Consider the following 15,432-nt stretch of genomic DNA (forward strand, 5'->3'; position numbering starts at 1 on the left):
GACGGTGCTTTTGACGTCGGTCACCTATCACAAGGTCTGATATTTCTACGATAGACCGCCGGCGTTTGCGATCACCGGCAAACCAAGAGGTGGCCCTCGCATTTTGTCCTATCAGGCGATTTGCATCGGCGGCACACGCAGTTCCGAGAAACTGGTTACCGATTATGCTGCCCTGTTGATCAGCGTCTCGGGCGCGATCGGTACGGCCAACAATTCAAAACTTGGCTTTGCCAGCACATAACCCTGGATAAGAGACACGCCCAGATCTTTCAAGACTTGCAACTCACCTGCAGTCTCGACGCCCTCGCACAGCGGCACGATTGCCAGATCCTCGAGCAGATGGAGGGTGTGCTTGACGATTTTCCGTCTGATGGGATCCGTATCGATCCCGCGGATCATGTCCATGTCCAACTTGACAATGTCAGGTTGGAAATGGGCCAGCAGGCCGAGTCCGGAATGGCCGGCTCCAAAGTCGTCGATCGCCGTTTTGAACCCCATATCCCTATAGGTGCGCAGGATATGAAGGATATGCTTTGTGTCAAGCTGCTCGTTCTCGGTGAACTCGAAGATGATGCGATCGGTCGGAAAGCCCGTCTTCATGGCAGTTGCGAGCGTGAGGCGAATGCAGGCGCGCGGCTCGTAGACCGCATTCGGCATGAAATTGATCGATAGCTTCACATTGTCGGACGGATCAAAGAGTGCCGATGCCAACTCGATAGCCTTGACCCGGCATTGCTGATCGAATGCATATCGATTGTCGTCCTTGACCTGACCCAGAACAAAACCTGCCCCTTCCCCGTTGGGTCCACGCACCAAGGCCTCGTGAGCGAAGACAGCCCCGGATGTGATATCGACAATCGGCTGGAACGCCATTGAAAACGGCAGGTCGAACGCAGTACCATCGCGGCAACCATTGCATTGTGTCGGCATCAGAGCACTCCAATCTGTAGTCGAAACGATATCGGATTGCGATTAATCTTCCGTTGCTTCGGGCCACGACAATCTCGTGGCCCATCTGAGAAAATCGCTTCGCTGTCGGTGATCGAAATCATATAGGTCTTGCGCTGATCAATGGATGGAGAATTGAGAATATGGGACACGATTTGGCGCCGGACATCCGGCTTTGGGTCATCCTAGACGGCACAGTCACAAGACCGCCTGCACTTCTAACGATTGTTGGGCTGCGCCAGACGTTGCTGATGGATTTCGACTTCGAGGAAGACAAGGTAAATCTGATTTGTCGAAAGATTGAGATGACCGGCCAATGCCGCCTGGGGCAAGAGGGCAACAGTCGTGAGTTTCTGTTAGAGAAAATTGCGGCAATGCATTGAGTTCGTTGCCTTTCTTAACGTAATCTCTGCATTCGACATGGCCGTGTTCAACCAGCTTGACCGCTACCATCTGGCCATCGAGGCGATCGAGCGTGTGCCTGGCTTGAAAAGCAAGGGAGAGGACGAGATACTGAAATTTCGCGGCAAGCTGAAAGACTATAAACGCTACGTCTGCGAGTTCGGCGAGGACATGCCGGGAGATCAATGACTGGGTATGTCCCTATTGAAATCGCAGCTTAAACCGCCTTTGCTAGGCTCTCGCAGTCTGGGTCGAAGTCCTTCCATCATCTTTAGGCGCATTCGTGATATGTAGTCGCTTTCCACGATCATTTGAAAGTATGCCGAATGCTGGTGCAGCTCGGAACCGCTCGCAACGAACGCATCGACCTCAATCTTGCCTGCACGCTTGCGGGCATTGCCGGAGCGCTAAATGCATCGGCATTTTATTCCGTCGGCTTCTTCGCCGCCAACATGACCGGCAATGTGTCTGTGCTATCGGACCACTTTGCTATCGGACAATGGTCCTCAAGCCTGTTCTACCTGACCATCGTGATCGCCTTCATCGTTGGCGCTGGTGTTTCGACGCTGCTAATCAATGCCGGACGGCGGCGAAGCATTCATGGCATCTATGCCTACAGCATTCTCACTGAAGCCATTCTGCTGATGGCACTTGGCTTTGCCGATCTCTGGCTTCTCGGCACCTGGCGGGTCCCCGTGCTCGTGCTGGGTCTGGCTTTCCTGATGGGATTGCAGAATGCGGTCGTCACCAGGATTTCAGACGCCCGCGTTCGAACCACACACGTCTCCGGCATGGCGACCGACATCGGGATTGAGCTGGGGATTGCATTCGACATCTTGCTCGGCCGGGAACACGAAAGCGACGCTGCACACAACCGCTCGAAATTGCGACTTCATCTCTTCACGATTTCCGCCTTTTTGCTCGGTGGCGTTGCTGGTGTTGTGCTTTATCGTGCTATCGAAGGCCGGCTGTTTATTGTCGCGGCTATGACGCTATTCGTCATTGCTATGCTGGGGATTTCTCGAGCGCGCCGCACTTCAGGGCGTGTTGGGGCCGTCATCGCCGAAGAGGACTCCACAGAGACCTAAGTTTCGGGCTTAAATCCATCCGGTCAAGCCGAACGGAAAATGGTCGCTCGCCTGGCGAATATCGGGTGAGTTGCTGTTGGACAAGCAGACACACCACCTTCGCCCTGAAGAGATGCGGTCCGCCGACCTGCGTCGGATCCATGCTCTTGAAGGGATATGAACCAGTGACATGTGCTTTCAATCACAGACGCTACGGTTTTGTGATAGTACGTAGGTTTGAAAGTTCCTATGGACGTCCTAAGCGAGCGATATCGTCAGCGCATAGACCGCGCCGAGTTCGATCATCGCGTCAGGCTTGGATAAATTGGTTTTACGGGAAGATCTGCTTGAATTCGGGCGATCGCCTCAGGTGCTCGCGCGACGACTCCCGAGAGTTCGGCGCCGCGCACAGCGGCTACGAAGGGCGCATGAAGTGTCGCCCGCCGGTTCCGTATCCTACAAGCCCAACGCGTTTGCCGTTTCCTCCCTCTGCCGAACTTCGTTTAATTCCTAAAATACTTATCGACATATTTCTGGATTTCGCCGCGCATAATTTTGCCGGACGCGTCGGCGCGGTCTTCCCAGCCGAACACGCAGGCCGTGACGATGCCGTCAAAGCCAACTTCGGCCAGTGACGAGAAGAAGACGTCCCAATCGATCTCACCCTGATTCATGTCCATATGCTGGTGGATGGTCACCTTGGCGCCGGGTGGATTGATGATGTAGCGCAAGCCGGACGATGCCTTATGGTTATAGGTGTCGGCGACGTGCACATGATTGATGAGCGGCCCAGCGTCGCGGATCATCTTGGCCATGTCGTCGCCAAAGTAGAAGGTATGTGGTGCGCAATAGAGGAATTTGACGTTGTCGGAGCCGATCGTTTTCAGCATGTCGATCGCCGGATGCAGTGTTTCGCACCAGTCTTCCGGGTGCGGTTCCATGTTGAGCGTCACACCTTCCTTTTCAAAGACCGGAACAAGTTCCTCGATCGAGCGCCACCACGCGGCCTCGCTGTGCTCATGAGTGTGCATGCCGCCGCAGCAGCTTGATCGGTGACCGCGATCCGGCGAAGGGCCCCGTCCGAACTCGGAGTTCATCGTATCGCAATCCATCTCGACCGCGATACGAATGGCTTCCTTCCAGTAGCGGACAGCCGCTTGCCGCTCGTCCTCGTGAGGACTTGCCCAACGGTACATCGGCAAGATCGAGGCCAGCTTGACGCCGTGATCGGTCAACGCTTTCTTGAATTCGCGGATCCGCTCCTGGTGGGCGCGCGGACGCACCCACCACGGAATGAAGTCGTCGCGTGGCGACAATTCAATGTGCTCATAACCCAGCTCCGCCGCCTTGCGACACAGCTGATCGAGCGGCAGATGACGGTGCATATGGGGATCTAGGGCTATCTTCATGTCTTCCTCCCATAACGGGACGCCAATCCGCTCAGCGGTTGACGTCGGTGTATTTCTTCATGGTATCCGGCGTCACCAGTTCGAATGGAATCCAGATATTCCGCTCCACTTTTTCCTTACGTGACAGAGCGACGGCTGCGTCTACAGCACCAGCGCCCTGCGCGATCGCGTTTTGGAAAACGGTGACCTCGAGGTCACCCGCAGCCATTGCCGCGAGTCCATCCTGGGTGGCATCGATGCCACCGACCACCACCTTCGACAGGTCGGTCCCACCCGATTTCATAGCCTGTATCGCGCCGATCGCCATCTCGTCGTTATTGGCGATGACAGCATCAAATTGAGTGCCCGTGGACAGCCAGTTGGTCATGATGTTTGTCGCTTCCAAACGGTCCCAGTTGGCGGACTGTTTGTCGATAATACTCATGCCCTTGCATTCGTCCGTGGCCATCACCTCTTCGATATCCTTCGTACGGATCAACGAGGACTCATTGTTGAGGGGACCCATGAGAACGTAGACATTACCCTTGCCTCCGAGCAGGCGGCAGACTTCCTTGGTTTCCATCGTGCCGGAATCCTTCTCGTCGGAGCCAACAAAAGCGGCGGTCTCCGGTAGTGTCTTTGCGTCGGCCGGCGGATGCGTCACGTAGACGACAGGGATATTGGCATTTGACGCCATCTTGGTGATGGCAGGCGTTCCGTCACCGTCCACAGCGATCACAATGATCGCATCGACCCCTGACGAAATGAAATTCTGAACCTGATCGAGTTGGCGGCTCGTATCGTTCTGCGCATCCTCGACTTGAAGCGTTACGCCCTCTTTGGTTTTGGCGCGGTCTTCAAGGCCGTTGCGGACGATCGTCAGAAAGGCGCTGTCCGCACGCGCAATCGTTACGCCGATGTTTTCGGCATACGCTGTCGAAGCCAAAAAGGTGCTGCATGCCGCAGCCAGCATAAATCTTCTCATGGTTTCTCCTCCCGAACCGGCAAATCGCCGTCTGGATATTTATGGAATATTTATTTTATCTTGAAAAGTACGTGGAACGAAAATTCTGATTTCTCCGCGCTTCTTATTGCGGACTGTCATACGTTGCATAGTGACGCCTTGGGAACACTCCGGCCCGCTACGACGCTTAACTTTCGTTGGCTATCAATTGACGTCGACAAAAAACATTTTCGCCGGGGGTTTTGGTGTTAATCCCATCAAGATAACTGGACTGGATCTCTTGCGACAGACACTCCACGCCCACCTGAAATGGATTTAGAATCAATTCTCCTGTCCGACCAAGTCGGCTCTGGTGAAGGGCAAGCCGTACCGCCGGCGCGAACAGGCCAATCTGCAAACCTAAAAGGTACCGTGGAAGGCGCAGGTCCTGATAAACCGATTCATCTACGGGTCAGCAGCCGCTCGATCCGCTGACAAAGTGAGCCGTTTCTTTGTTAAAATTGCTTACTAGCATGTCTTTATTTGATGAATGAGCCTTGGACGGTTGGATTTTCACAATGCAAAGCATGCCCCAGTTGGGCGCGCGGAGATATGAGCTAGCGTGTCGCCGCAGGTCAGTGTTTTCGTCGGGATTCGGCACTGGCTATTCATCGGGAAACGGATCGGATGCATTTGCCCCTCCCGATCCATGCACTTCGACCATGATCGGAACGCGGCCGTCGCCAGGCGCCAGGACCAACCGTCCGTTGAGCTGGATTTCCCCCTGCCCGACGAACGTCGCGTTCCGTATGTCGAGGTCCATACGAAAACCGGCCCGGCCCTCGAAGGTGATCCGGCCCTCATCTCAAGTGCCCATTTGAAGTTGCGAGTGTACTGAACCAGAGGCCTTCGGCGTTGAGTGTCATCCTTCCCATGGTCCCATCCGGTCGACGCCACCGAAGACCCTTGTTAACGGCCGGTGCCACATCCACCCAGCTGCCGTCCCCCAGACGATAGACGCCGACATGACAGGTCGCGGTGGGATCCGGCCGGGCATTAACGTCCTCGCCCGGGACCTGAGCCATCGCTGGAAAAGCGGCAACAGATAGAGCAAATGTCAGGGCATTTAAAAACCAGGTTCGCGACATACAGCTTCCTCAACGAGATTGCGGATACTTACCAAAGTTAGTCGGGCAGTGTAGTGTAGCCACCCGTGTATGGACTGAGCGTGAGACGACTCCCCCGAGCCAAGCCAGTCATTTTTTCACCTCTGGGGCTCAGCGGATGCGATCCTAGAGCGATGCACAGCAACCCTAAATTGTTCCCGGCGCCTTAATAGGTAAATCCTCAAATTTGAAGCTTCCTACGTTTGAACCCGGATATCACACCGGCTTCTGAAGCGCGCCACCAATAAACGTGACTTTCCGATCGGTCGATGTTGTCAGCGTTAGAAGGCTATCCTCGGTCACATCGGCACGGGAATTATTTCCTTGACGTGATGTTATTTAAATATACCCTCTCGGTATAGAGATAGAAATACATCATAGCGAGTGGGCCATGACGACTGTGAAGGAGCGCCTGCAGGCAAGTCTGGAGAATTCTACCGTCGCCGGTCGCACCATTGCCAATTACATGCTCGCCAACCTCAGCGAGCTTCCTTTCGAAACAGCGGCGAGCATATCGACCAAGATCGGCATAGGCGAGATGACGGTTGGGCGCTTTTGCCGATCGATCGGCTACACGCACTTCAGGGAACTGAAGGCCGATCTTAAGGACGATTTCAGCAATAGCCCGTGGCTAGTCGGTGACCGGCTGAAGGAATTCGCAGCCAAGGCGCGTGAGCAAAACCACCATCTGGCGACTGGCCTGGAACTGGAAATCGGAGCACTCGTACGGGTCTACGAAATCGCCGAAACACCTGAATTCAACAGGTTCATCGAGCGGCTGAGCACCGCCCGCAAGGTTTTCTGTGCAGGGTTCCAAACTGAGCGCGGCGTTGCCTCGGTCCTTGCCCACCAGCTGCAATATCTGCGCGATGATGTTCATCTGGTTGATCTCGCTGCCGGCAATTTCGGTGATGTTCTGCTGACCGACCCGAGGGCTGTGGCGTTGGTGATCATTGATACAAGGCGCTATTCGCGCCAAAGCAAATTGCTCGCAGAAGCCGCCGGCAAACGCGGCATCGCTGTCACAATTATCACCGACACGTATTGCGACTGGGCAAGTGCGGTTGCCGGCGAGGTGTTTGCTGTGCCCACGACCCTCAACCACTTTTGGGACTCGCTCAGTCCCCTCGTGTCTCTCGTGCAATTGGCGGTCAACGGGGTCTTCGGGCAACTCGGCGCCGGCGTAGAGGAGAGATTGGGTGAGATCTTCAGTAATTACCGGACATTCACCGGCCACGCCGGGACCACTCTAGACGACTGACTATCATGCTGAATGCTCAACTTGCGTCAAACAAACCAAAAAGGGGAACGCATAATGACCAACCACAAACATCATCTCACTGGCACACTTCTAGCCCTCGTACTCGCGAGCGGCGGCGCGTTGCCGGCCGCTAGTGCAGCAGCAGCCGAGGCCGTTTTCGTGCTGCCCTCTGACGAGGCAGGTGCTCCGGCGCTCGATCCGATCCGTGGGTCCCTTGTCACTCTTGCCGATGCATTGATTTATGATGGCCTCGTCATTCAAGGCGCAGATCAGGCCTTCCATCCGCACCTCGCCACAAAATGGGAAACCTCTTCCGATGGCATGGTCTGGACCTTTCACCTGAAAGAGGGTGTGAAGTTCCATGACGGAGAGCCTTTCAACGCCAAGACCATCGCCTGGTGGATCCCGAAATTTGCGGGAACCGAAAACGCGTATCTGGTCGGCGGTATCGACAAAGTCGAAGTGATCGATGACTACACGGTTCGCTTCGCTATGAAACATCCCGATGCCAACCTCCTCTACAACCTGTCGAGCACGTTCATGGGCATCCCCAGCCCGAAGGCTTACGATGCAGAAGGAACCAACTACGGCGTCACTGTTGCCGTCGGCACTGGCCCCTACAAGTTAGAGAGCTTCACAACCGGCGTTGAATCAGTGCTGGTGCGCAACGATGAATACACCTGGGGCTCGGAACTTTCTGCCAACAAGGGCCCGGCCAAGATCGAGAAGCTGACACTGCGCGAGATCGCTGATTCCTCTAGTAGTTTCCTCGAGCTGAAGACCGGAGGAGTGGATGTCGTTATCGACGTGCCGAGCGATATTCTGCCGCAGTACGAAACACTGACCAACGCCACGATCAAGAGCCAATCCGGCTTCGGGATCTACTATCTGCCCATCAACACCACGGTCGAACCTTTCACCGACCTTAACGTCCGAAAGGCGGTTGCGCTGGCAGTCAACCAACAGGAAATCGTCGATAAGCTGTTTGGCGGCCGCGGCCTTGCGGCCCATAACTTCTTGATCGCATCGCTTCCGGAATCCAAAGTCAATCCCAAATACAATATCTCTTACGATCCGGACCAGGCCAAGACACTGCTCGAGAACGCCGGCTGGAAGGCGGGCGCAGACGGTAGCCGCACTAAAGATGGCAAGCCGCTCACCGTCACCCTTTGGAGCCAGAGCGACACAGAGTTCAAACGCCTTTCTGAGGTTATTCAGGCTCAACTAAAGGCGGTCGGTGTCAATGCTGAAATAACGGTCTTCGACACCTCGTCAATCCGCGCCGAGTACAAAAAGGGCACGCAGCAGCTGGCCGTACGTAGCTATGGTTGGAATAATGCCGATATCCTCGACTGGTTCTTCTCCGGCGAGCGCCTCGGCTACCCGAATGTGTCAATGTGGAAGGATGCAAAAGCAGACGAATTACGCGTCAAGGCACTCACCGGCTCCAAGACGCTGCAGGAGCGCATTGCAAACTTCATTACCTATCACGAGTATGTACTAAGCCAGTACCCGTTCGCACCGATTTACGAACCGGTTCAGACACTTGCCTACAGCAAGGATCGCGTCAGCCTGCCTGAGGTCATTGCCGGCCCGCAGTTTTCCGCGCAGACCGTGCTTGATATCGACGTCAAGGACTGATCGCAATCGGAGACGGCGAATATGCTCGGCTATGCTATCAGGCGCCTTCTGGCGTTGATCCCGGTCTTCTTCGTCGTCTCCGGCGTGGTTTTCCTTGTTGTGCACCTTGTCCCCGGTGATCCGGTCGACAACCTTATCCGGACCGGATCATCACCCGATCAGCGGGCGGAGATCATTGCCCGCTATGGCCTCGATCGCAGCCTGATCGAACAGTATATCAGCTGGCTGGGTCTGGTTATTTCCGGAGATCTCGGTAACGCCATCGTCATGCGCCGGCCGGTGGCGACGCTAATCTGGGATAATCTCGGCTATAGCCTGACGCTTGGTGGATGGGCACTGGCTTTCTCCGCAGTGGCCGGCGTCGCCGCAGGCACCATCGCCGCTTCTTTCCGGGACCGCTGGATCGACCACGCACTGATGGGCGTGTCGCTGCTCGGATCGACCGTGCCAACATTTTGGCTCGGGCTGCTTATGATCATGTTGTTCGCTGTCACGCTCGGATGGGTACCGGTATCCGGGGCCCGGCACTGGACATCCCTTATTCTGCCGGTGCTAACCGTCGGCCTTGGCGGCATGGCGTTGGTTGCGCGTGTCACCCGCATCGCCATGATCGAGACGGCACGCGAGGATTTCGTCATGCTTTTGTATGCCAAGGGCGTGTCGCGGTGGACCATCCAGATACGCCATGTTTTGCGGCACGCATTAATCCCCGTTGTCACCATCCTCAGCCTGCGGATTGGACTGATCATCGGCGGGTCGGTTACGGTGGAATACGTTTTTGCAAGGCCAGGCCTCGGGTCGCTTTTGATCCGGGCGCTATCGCAGCGCGACTATCCGCTCGTCCAGGGTTGTCTCCTATTCCTCGCTATGGCGGTAATGCTCGGCACCCTGATTGGCGACCTGCTGCAGGCGGCGATGGATCCCCGGCAGCGTGATGAGGCAATCGGATGACCGGACCCAATCCGCTAAAATTTCTGCTCGCCTTCACACCGACGCCACTTTCAGCACTCTCAGGCATCGCCCTTTTCGTGCTGATCGGTCTCGCGGTGTTCGCTCCATGGATATCTCCCTATCCATACGACGTTCAGAACCTCTCAATCGCCAATCAGGCGCCTTCGGCCCTGCATTGGTTTGGTACCGACGATTTTGGCCGGGATGTGCTGTCGCGGGTGATTTTCGGTGCCCGAACGTCTCTTAGCGTATCGCTGATCTCAATTTCGCTTTCTTTATTCGGCGGTGTGATCATCGGCGCATTCTGCGGTTATCTCGGCGGCTGGGTCGATCGGCTCGGCATGTCGGTGGTCGATCTTACATGGTTCTTTCCAGAAATCCTTTTGGCCTTGCTGATCGTGGCAATCCTCGGCCCCGGCTCAGAAAGCACCATCATTGCCATCGCCATTGCCTATCTGGCGCAGTTCACCCGGCTGACACGCACTCAGATCATCACACTAAAGCGCCAGACCTTCGTCGAAGCCAGCTTAAGCATGGGGGCTGGCTCGATGCACATCATGATGCGCCGGCTCTTACCCAACGCCATCGCTCCGGTGATCGTCGTCGCCATGCTATCAACCGGCAACGCGATACTGTTGGAGGCGACCCTTGGCTTTTTCGGCATGGGTGCGCAGCCGCCGGTCCCGAGCTGGGGCGGAATGATGAGCACGGGGTCGTCCCAGTTGTTCAACGCCCCTTGGGTTATTGTCTGGCCCGGCGTTTTCGTGGCCTTGTCGGTCATCTTCATAAATTTGTTCGGCGACGGCATCCTGCGTGCACTCGACGTTAAAGCGCGAATGAGGACGCAGTAGCCATGCTTCTATCAGTCGAAGACCTTAGGATAGGCTTTGGTCCGCTTGAGCCGCTGGTTGGCGTCGACCTCGGAGTTGACGCGGGCGAAATCCTCGGCTTGGTCGGTGAATCCGGATCCGGAAAATCAATGACCGCCATGAGTATCATGGGGATGCTGCCCCTGATGGGCGGGCGCATCAAACAGGGCCGCATCGTATTTGACGGTCTTGACCTCACCACGATCAGCGAGGCGTCCTATCGCAAGTTGAGGGGTGGCCGCATTGCCCTGATCACCCAGAACCCTATGACCTCGCTCGACCCGGTCGTGCGCGTGGGTCGCCAGATCGACCAGGCGTCACAGCTGCATCTTGGTCTGAACCGCAAAGAGGCAAAGTCACGAACCATCGAGCTGATGGATCGGATGCGTATTCCATCGCCGCAGCATGCTTACAACCTATTTCCGCATCAGCTCTCTGGCGGTTTACGTCAACGCATCGTCATTGCCATGGCGCTGGCCGGCGATCCCGATTTGTTAATCGCCGACGAGCCGACCACGGCCCTCGACGTGACGGTACAGGCGCAGATCATCCAACTGCTGGCGGAGCTGGTACGCGACCGCGGCCTCGGACTGATCCTGATCACCCACGACATGGGCGTTATCGCCCAGACCTGCGATCGCGTAGCCGTGATGTATTGCGGACGGGTTGTCGAATATGGGCCGGTCGCCACCCTCTTTGACGATCCGCGACATCCTTACACCAAGGCACTGATTTCCTGCATTCCTCAGCTGGGAATGGCACCGGGCACGCTCACAGGAATTCCCGGCATGGTGCCTTCGAGCCACGACATGCCCCGGGGCTGCCGCTTCAATCCGCGCTGTGACAGCGTCATGGATGAATGCCGTCTCAAAGAACCTCTTATGAAAACCGAAGAAGCGCGCTCTGTCGCCTGTTTTCTGCATGAAGGAGGTCAGCCATGATCCCGCTCTTGTCGGTGCGCGCGCTCAGCCGAGTATTTTCCAGCAACGCTGGCTTGCTGCGTAAAAAGCGGCAGTTCCGAGCCGTTAGCGGCGTTTCCTTCGATGTCCGGCGCGGCGAGGTCCTTGGCGTCGTTGGTGAGAGCGGCTGCGGAAAATCGACCTTGGCACGACTTGTCCTCCGCCTCATCGAGCCGTCAGCCGGCGCCGTATTTTTCGACGGGCAAGATATTGCCAACTTGTCGGCCCGCGCTATCCGGCCGCTGCGGCGCCATTTTCAAATGGTGTTCCAAGACCCATATTCCTCGATAGATCCGCGCCTGACGGTACGTGATGCTCTCCTGGAGCCCTTTCAGGTTCAGGGTATCGAGATGACCAAAGCCGCGGCAAAATCGAAGATCGATGCACTGCTGACTGAAGTATCGTTGCCCCTCTCCATGGCCGACAGCTATCAGCACCAATTGTCCGGTGGCCAGAAGCAACGCGTCGGGATCGCCCGGGCACTCGCACTTTCACCCGCCCTCGTCGTGCTGGACGAGCCTACCGCCTCGCTCGACGTTTCGATCCAAGCGCAGGTAATCTCTTTGCTGCAGGAACTGCGCGACCGTCTCGATCTTACTTACATGTTCATTTCCCACGATCTGGCATTGGTAGAGTATTTCTGCGACCGGACCCTGGTTATGTACCTCGGCCGCATCGTTGAAATCTTGCCGCGCGGGGAGCGACCAGTTCATCCCTACACTAGGGCCCTGATGGATAGCGCATTCATTCCCGATCCGAACCAGCGCCGGGATATCCCGCGGATTTCCGGAGAGATCCCGTCTGGTTACGACGAGCCGGCGGGTTGTGCCTTTGCCGGACGCTGTCCTTTGGCAGAAGCCCGCTGTTCAACGAGCCAACCACACCTGCAATCCTTGTCCGAAAACCATGCTGTAGCCTGCCATGTGCAGGGACCAGTCACCACCCCGATGGAGTTCAAGAATGCCCTTTAAAGTTCTGACCGCAGAATTCATGCACGAGTCAAATACCTTTAGCATCCGCACTACGGGGCTCGCGCAGTTTCAGCGGGAAACGCTCATGTTTGGTGACGAGGCCATCGAAAAGCGCAGCCAATCCAACACTGGCCTCGCCGGTGCACTGACCTGCAAAACCGAATTCGGCTGGGACATGACGCACACGGTAAGTGCTTGGAGCGAACCGGCCGGTCCCGTGACCGTCGAAGCTTATGAGTTCATCTCCGGCAAGATCGTTGAAGCCGCGAAGTCTCAAAAGTTCGATGGCATCCTGTTGTGCTTGCATGGTGCCATGGTTGCCCAACACACAGATGATGGGGAAGGTGAGCTTCTAACGAGGCTTCGCGATGTTGTAGGACCGGATCTTCCCATCGCCGTCACACTCGATCTACATGCCAATGTCACCGTGCGGATGTGTGAGCTGGCCCAAATTCTTGTCTCCTACAAGACCTACCCGCATATCGACCTGCGTGAAACCGCCTATCACGCCGGCACACTTCTCCACCGAATGATGGCCGGTGAAATCCAGCCTCAGACGCTGCGCGTCCATCTCCCTATGCTGGAAGAGGCAAATGGTGGACGCACCGACGTAGGAGCTATGGTCGAACGGATTGCCCGCGCCCGCGCTTACGAAAAGGAACAGTCTGGCGCGTTTGCCGTCAGCATCAACGGCGCCTTTCCCGAGGCAGATATCGCCGAAGTCGGCCCGACCGTTCTCGTCACCTATGAGGGCGACCCCGCACCTCACAAGGCATTTGCCGAAAGCCTAGCCGAAGATATCTGGGCCAAGCGCAACGACGTCATGAATGTCTTCCACACGGTCGATGCAGTCGCTGAAATCGCCAGGACCTACGCTAAGGCCGAAGGTCCTCTGATCGTTGCCGATTACGCAGACAACCCCGGCGGCGGTTCCTATGGCGACTCTACCAATCTGTTGCGGGCACTTCTGGCCGCAGGTGTTGGAGACGCAGCCTTTGGCCCGATGGTTGACCCGCAGGCATCGGAAGCGCTTGCGGCAGAAGGCGAAGGCGCCACTGTCACGATCGCGATTGGCGGCAAAACGGATCCGCGCTTTGGCGGCGCTCCACTGACCGTTACCGGAATCGTCAAATTGGTCTCCAACGGTGACTTTACTGGTGATGGCCCAATGATCGGTGGCCTGGACCAAAGCTTTGGAACGAGCGCCGTATTGGTGGTGGACGATATCGAAGTGCTTGTTACCAGTACACCGCTGCAGATGCTTGACCTCCAGCAATTTCGCGCCTTCGGCATCGACCCGGCGGCAAAGCGCGTCGTTGGGCTGAAATCGATGCAACATTTTCGCGCCGCCTTTGAGCCGATCGCCAGCAAGGTCGTGGTCTGCGACAGTGGCGCGCTATGCACTTTGGATTACGACCGCCTTCCGTTCACGAAGATTCCACGCCCCATCTTCCCGCTCGACCGCGGCATGGTTCGCTGACGGCGAGTGAGGACTGATGAAAGACATGAATAATGTATTTGACATTGCGGTCGTCGGTGGCGGTATCGCCGGCGCCTCTTTTGCCTATCGGGTGGCAAAACACCGGTCGCTCGTTATCCTGGAGCGGGAAGCCCATGTCGGCTATCACTCGACTGGGCGCTCGGCGGCCGAATTCTCGAGGCAGTTCCAGACGCCCTCCACCGGGCTATTGGCGGATGGCTCGTACGAGTTCCTCGCCAACCCGCCGCAAGGTTTCGCCGATGTACCGCTGCTCTTTCCACGCGGAAATCTTGTGATCGCGCAGGCCGAGCGGACGACCCTGCTGCAGTCCGCGTTCCGTGAGGTGCAGGGAACGTCACCGCAAACGCGTATTTTGCATCCCGACGACGCTCTTGCTATGGTGCCGTTCTTGAGACCTGACTACACTGCGGCCGCTTTCTACGACCCCGCCAATTGGGATATGGAGGTTGATAGCTTGCTGCAAGGCTATCTGCGCCAAGCTCGCCATGATGGTGCGGAAATCCGTACCAAAACCCGTGTAACGGCAGTCTACCGCGATAACGGCGCTTTTTGCCTGACGACGCCCACGGGTGACATCCACGCTCGCATCATAGTAAACGCCGCAGGCGCTTGGGCGGACGGCTTGGCACAGATGGCCGGTCTGGCACCGCTCGGTATCGTTCCGCATCGCCGCACTGCTATTACAGTTGATGTGCCGGTAACATACGATCTTGCCACAATGCCGGGCGTTTCCGAGGTGTCGGAGGACTTTTACTTCAAACCGGAATCCGGTCGCTTGATGGTATCCCCCGCCGACGCCACACCGAGCGATCCTTGCGACGCCCAACCGGAGGATCTGGATGTCGCCTACGCTGCACACTTCCTCGAACAATCGACGATCCTGCCGGTTCGAGCCATCGCCCACAAATGGGCCGGTCTGCGTAGCTTCGCGCCCGATAAGCGCCAAGTTGTAGGCTTTGATCCCCGTGACCCCGCGTTTTTCTGGCTCGCTGGCCAGGGAGGTAGTGGTATCCTCACCTCGCCTGCCCTCTCAGCCTGGGCCGCCGGAGTGTTCCTTACCGGCCGTCCACCACAGGATCTGATGGATTTGGGACTAACCGCAGACTATTTCGCCCCTAACCGGCTGTTAAGTTAGACATGCCGGCATAGGCACGACCAACCGGGACGACGCAATTCGGCCGCCTTGAACGCATCTGAAAACGGCAACGCCTTGCTCGAATGAGCTAATCTTTTGATAAGTCGGTGTTCGACAGCTAACGCCAATTTTTGGAATTGCACGTGCCGGACTTGACTTGCCAGTCTGCTAGGCCGCGCACTCATAAATCGGGTTTGCAAATCGGTTTGATTTTGATTCATTGAAGCCTT

At 56.6% G+C, this 15,432-nt stretch carries 14 protein-coding genes and 1 pseudogene; 11 read left to right on the forward strand and 4 right to left on the reverse strand.

Annotated features, from left to right (window positions below):
- Positions 1–162 precede the first annotated feature (162 nt).
- Positions 163–930: an EAL domain-containing protein gene (locus tag ASD32_RS20875; protein ID WP_060639981.1), complete on the reverse strand. Its 768-nt coding sequence runs from the start codon at positions 928–930 to the stop codon at positions 163–165.
- A 161-nt stretch (positions 931–1,091) separates the two neighbouring features.
- Between ASD32_RS20875 and ASD32_RS20880 the strand changes: the two genes are divergently transcribed.
- The 3 genes and pseudogenes from ASD32_RS20880 (at position 1,092) to ASD32_RS20890 (ending at position 2,438) form a co-directional block, all read left to right on the forward strand.
- Positions 1,092–1,331 carry a hypothetical protein gene (locus ASD32_RS20880; RefSeq protein ID WP_060639982.1) on the forward strand — a complete coding sequence of 80 codons (240 nt, stop codon included), beginning with the start codon at positions 1,092–1,094 and terminating at the stop codon, positions 1,329–1,331.
- 25 nt (positions 1,332–1,356) lie between these two features.
- Positions 1,357–1,558, forward strand: a pseudogene (locus ASD32_RS20885) (hypothetical protein); the annotation flags it as partial.
- Positions 1,559–1,676: 118 nt separating this feature from the next.
- Complete coding sequence (locus ASD32_RS20890; protein ID WP_060639984.1) at positions 1,677–2,438, forward strand: YoaK family protein; 762 nt, start codon at positions 1,677–1,679, stop codon at positions 2,436–2,438.
- Positions 2,439–2,920: 482 nt separating this feature from the next.
- Here ASD32_RS20890 and ASD32_RS20895 read toward each other — a convergent pair whose 3' ends face one another.
- From ASD32_RS20895 to ASD32_RS30480, 3 genes are all read right to left on the reverse strand, one after another.
- A complete protein-coding gene (locus ASD32_RS20895) occupies positions 2,921–3,826 on the reverse strand; it encodes a sugar phosphate isomerase/epimerase (protein WP_060639985.1) in 906 nt (301 codons plus the stop codon).
- Positions 3,827–3,857: 31 nt separating this feature from the next.
- Positions 3,858–4,790 (reverse strand): sugar ABC transporter substrate-binding protein, encoded by a 933-nt coding sequence (locus ASD32_RS20900; protein ID WP_060639986.1) that lies wholly within the window; start codon positions 4,788–4,790, stop codon positions 3,858–3,860.
- Positions 4,791–5,412: 622 nt separating this feature from the next.
- Entirely contained in the window at positions 5,413–5,571 is a 159-nt protein-coding gene (locus ASD32_RS30480; protein WP_156383277.1) for a hypothetical protein, read from the reverse strand.
- A gap of 734 nt (positions 5,572–6,305) precedes the next feature.
- Here ASD32_RS30480 and ASD32_RS20905 point away from each other — a divergent pair.
- Genes ASD32_RS20905 through ASD32_RS20940 form a run of 8 tightly spaced genes read left to right on the forward strand, consistent with a single transcriptional unit; the run spans position 6,306 to position 15,202 of the window.
- The gene (locus tag ASD32_RS20905; RefSeq protein ID WP_060639987.1) at positions 6,306–7,175 is read left to right on the forward strand and encodes a MurR/RpiR family transcriptional regulator; all 870 of its coding nucleotides are present in this window, start codon (positions 6,306–6,308) and stop codon (positions 7,173–7,175) included.
- Positions 7,176–7,229: 54 nt separating this feature from the next.
- Positions 7,230–8,816 (forward strand): ABC transporter substrate-binding protein, encoded by a 1,587-nt coding sequence (locus ASD32_RS20910; protein WP_060639988.1) that lies wholly within the window; start codon positions 7,230–7,232, stop codon positions 8,814–8,816.
- A 21-nt stretch (positions 8,817–8,837) separates the two neighbouring features.
- The gene (locus tag ASD32_RS20915) at positions 8,838–9,767 is read left to right on the forward strand and encodes an ABC transporter permease (RefSeq protein WP_060639989.1); all 930 of its coding nucleotides are present in this window, start codon (positions 8,838–8,840) and stop codon (positions 9,765–9,767) included.
- On the forward strand, positions 9,764–10,618 hold the full coding sequence (locus ASD32_RS20920; protein WP_060639990.1) for an ABC transporter permease: 855 nt from the start codon (positions 9,764–9,766) through the stop codon (positions 10,616–10,618). The genes ASD32_RS20915 and ASD32_RS20920 overlap by 4 nt, the downstream gene beginning before the upstream one ends.
- 2 nt (positions 10,619–10,620) lie before the next feature.
- Positions 10,621–11,577, forward strand: coding sequence for an ABC transporter ATP-binding protein (locus ASD32_RS20925; RefSeq protein ID WP_060639991.1), 957 nt, complete (start codon positions 10,621–10,623; stop codon positions 11,575–11,577).
- Positions 11,574–12,566, forward strand: coding sequence for an ABC transporter ATP-binding protein (locus ASD32_RS20930; protein WP_060639992.1), 993 nt, complete (start codon positions 11,574–11,576; stop codon positions 12,564–12,566). The genes ASD32_RS20925 and ASD32_RS20930 overlap by 4 nt, the downstream gene beginning before the upstream one ends.
- Positions 12,556–14,046 carry a M81 family metallopeptidase gene (locus ASD32_RS20935; RefSeq protein WP_060639993.1) on the forward strand — a complete coding sequence of 497 codons (1,491 nt, stop codon included), beginning with the start codon at positions 12,556–12,558 and terminating at the stop codon, positions 14,044–14,046. The genes ASD32_RS20930 and ASD32_RS20935 overlap by 11 nt, the downstream gene beginning before the upstream one ends.
- A gap of 16 nt (positions 14,047–14,062) precedes the next feature.
- Positions 14,063–15,202, forward strand: a complete 1,140-nt coding sequence (locus ASD32_RS20940) for an FAD-binding oxidoreductase (RefSeq protein ID WP_244490220.1) — start codon at positions 14,063–14,065, stop codon at positions 15,200–15,202.
- Positions 15,203–15,432 lie beyond the last annotated feature (230 nt).

Source organism: Rhizobium sp. Root483D2 (genome assembly GCF_001426685.1).
In the GTDB taxonomy this organism is placed as follows: domain Bacteria; phylum Pseudomonadota; class Alphaproteobacteria; order Rhizobiales; family Rhizobiaceae; genus Pararhizobium; species Pararhizobium qamdonense.

Coding starts and splice junctions, on each gene's coding strand:
- ASD32_RS20875 (WP_060639981.1), bottom strand. CDS start 930: ATGCCGACACAATGCAATGGTTGCCGCGATGGTACTGCGTTCGACCTG.
- ASD32_RS20880 (WP_060639982.1), top strand. CDS start 1,092: ATGGGACACGATTTGGCGCCGGACATCCGGCTTTGGGTCATCCTAGAC.
- ASD32_RS20890 (WP_060639984.1), top strand. CDS start 1,677: ATGCTGGTGCAGCTCGGAACCGCTCGCAACGAACGCATCGACCTCAAT.
- ASD32_RS20895 (WP_060639985.1), bottom strand. CDS start 3,826: ATGAAGATAGCCCTAGATCCCCATATGCACCGTCATCTGCCGCTCGAT.
- ASD32_RS20900 (WP_060639986.1), bottom strand. CDS start 4,790: ATGAGAAGATTTATGCTGGCTGCGGCATGCAGCACCTTTTTGGCTTCG.
- ASD32_RS30480 (WP_156383277.1), bottom strand. CDS start 5,571: ATGGACCTCGACATACGGAACGCGACGTTCGTCGGGCAGGGGGAAATC.
- ASD32_RS20905 (WP_060639987.1), top strand. CDS start 6,306: ATGACGACTGTGAAGGAGCGCCTGCAGGCAAGTCTGGAGAATTCTACC.
- ASD32_RS20910 (WP_060639988.1), top strand. CDS start 7,230: ATGACCAACCACAAACATCATCTCACTGGCACACTTCTAGCCCTCGTA.
- ASD32_RS20915 (WP_060639989.1), top strand. CDS start 8,838: ATGCTCGGCTATGCTATCAGGCGCCTTCTGGCGTTGATCCCGGTCTTC.
- ASD32_RS20920 (WP_060639990.1), top strand. CDS start 9,764: ATGACCGGACCCAATCCGCTAAAATTTCTGCTCGCCTTCACACCGACG.
- ASD32_RS20925 (WP_060639991.1), top strand. CDS start 10,621: ATGCTTCTATCAGTCGAAGACCTTAGGATAGGCTTTGGTCCGCTTGAG.
- ASD32_RS20930 (WP_060639992.1), top strand. CDS start 11,574: ATGATCCCGCTCTTGTCGGTGCGCGCGCTCAGCCGAGTATTTTCCAGC.
- ASD32_RS20935 (WP_060639993.1), top strand. CDS start 12,556: ATGCCCTTTAAAGTTCTGACCGCAGAATTCATGCACGAGTCAAATACC.
- ASD32_RS20940 (WP_244490220.1), top strand. CDS start 14,063: ATGAAAGACATGAATAATGTATTTGACATTGCGGTCGTCGGTGGCGGT.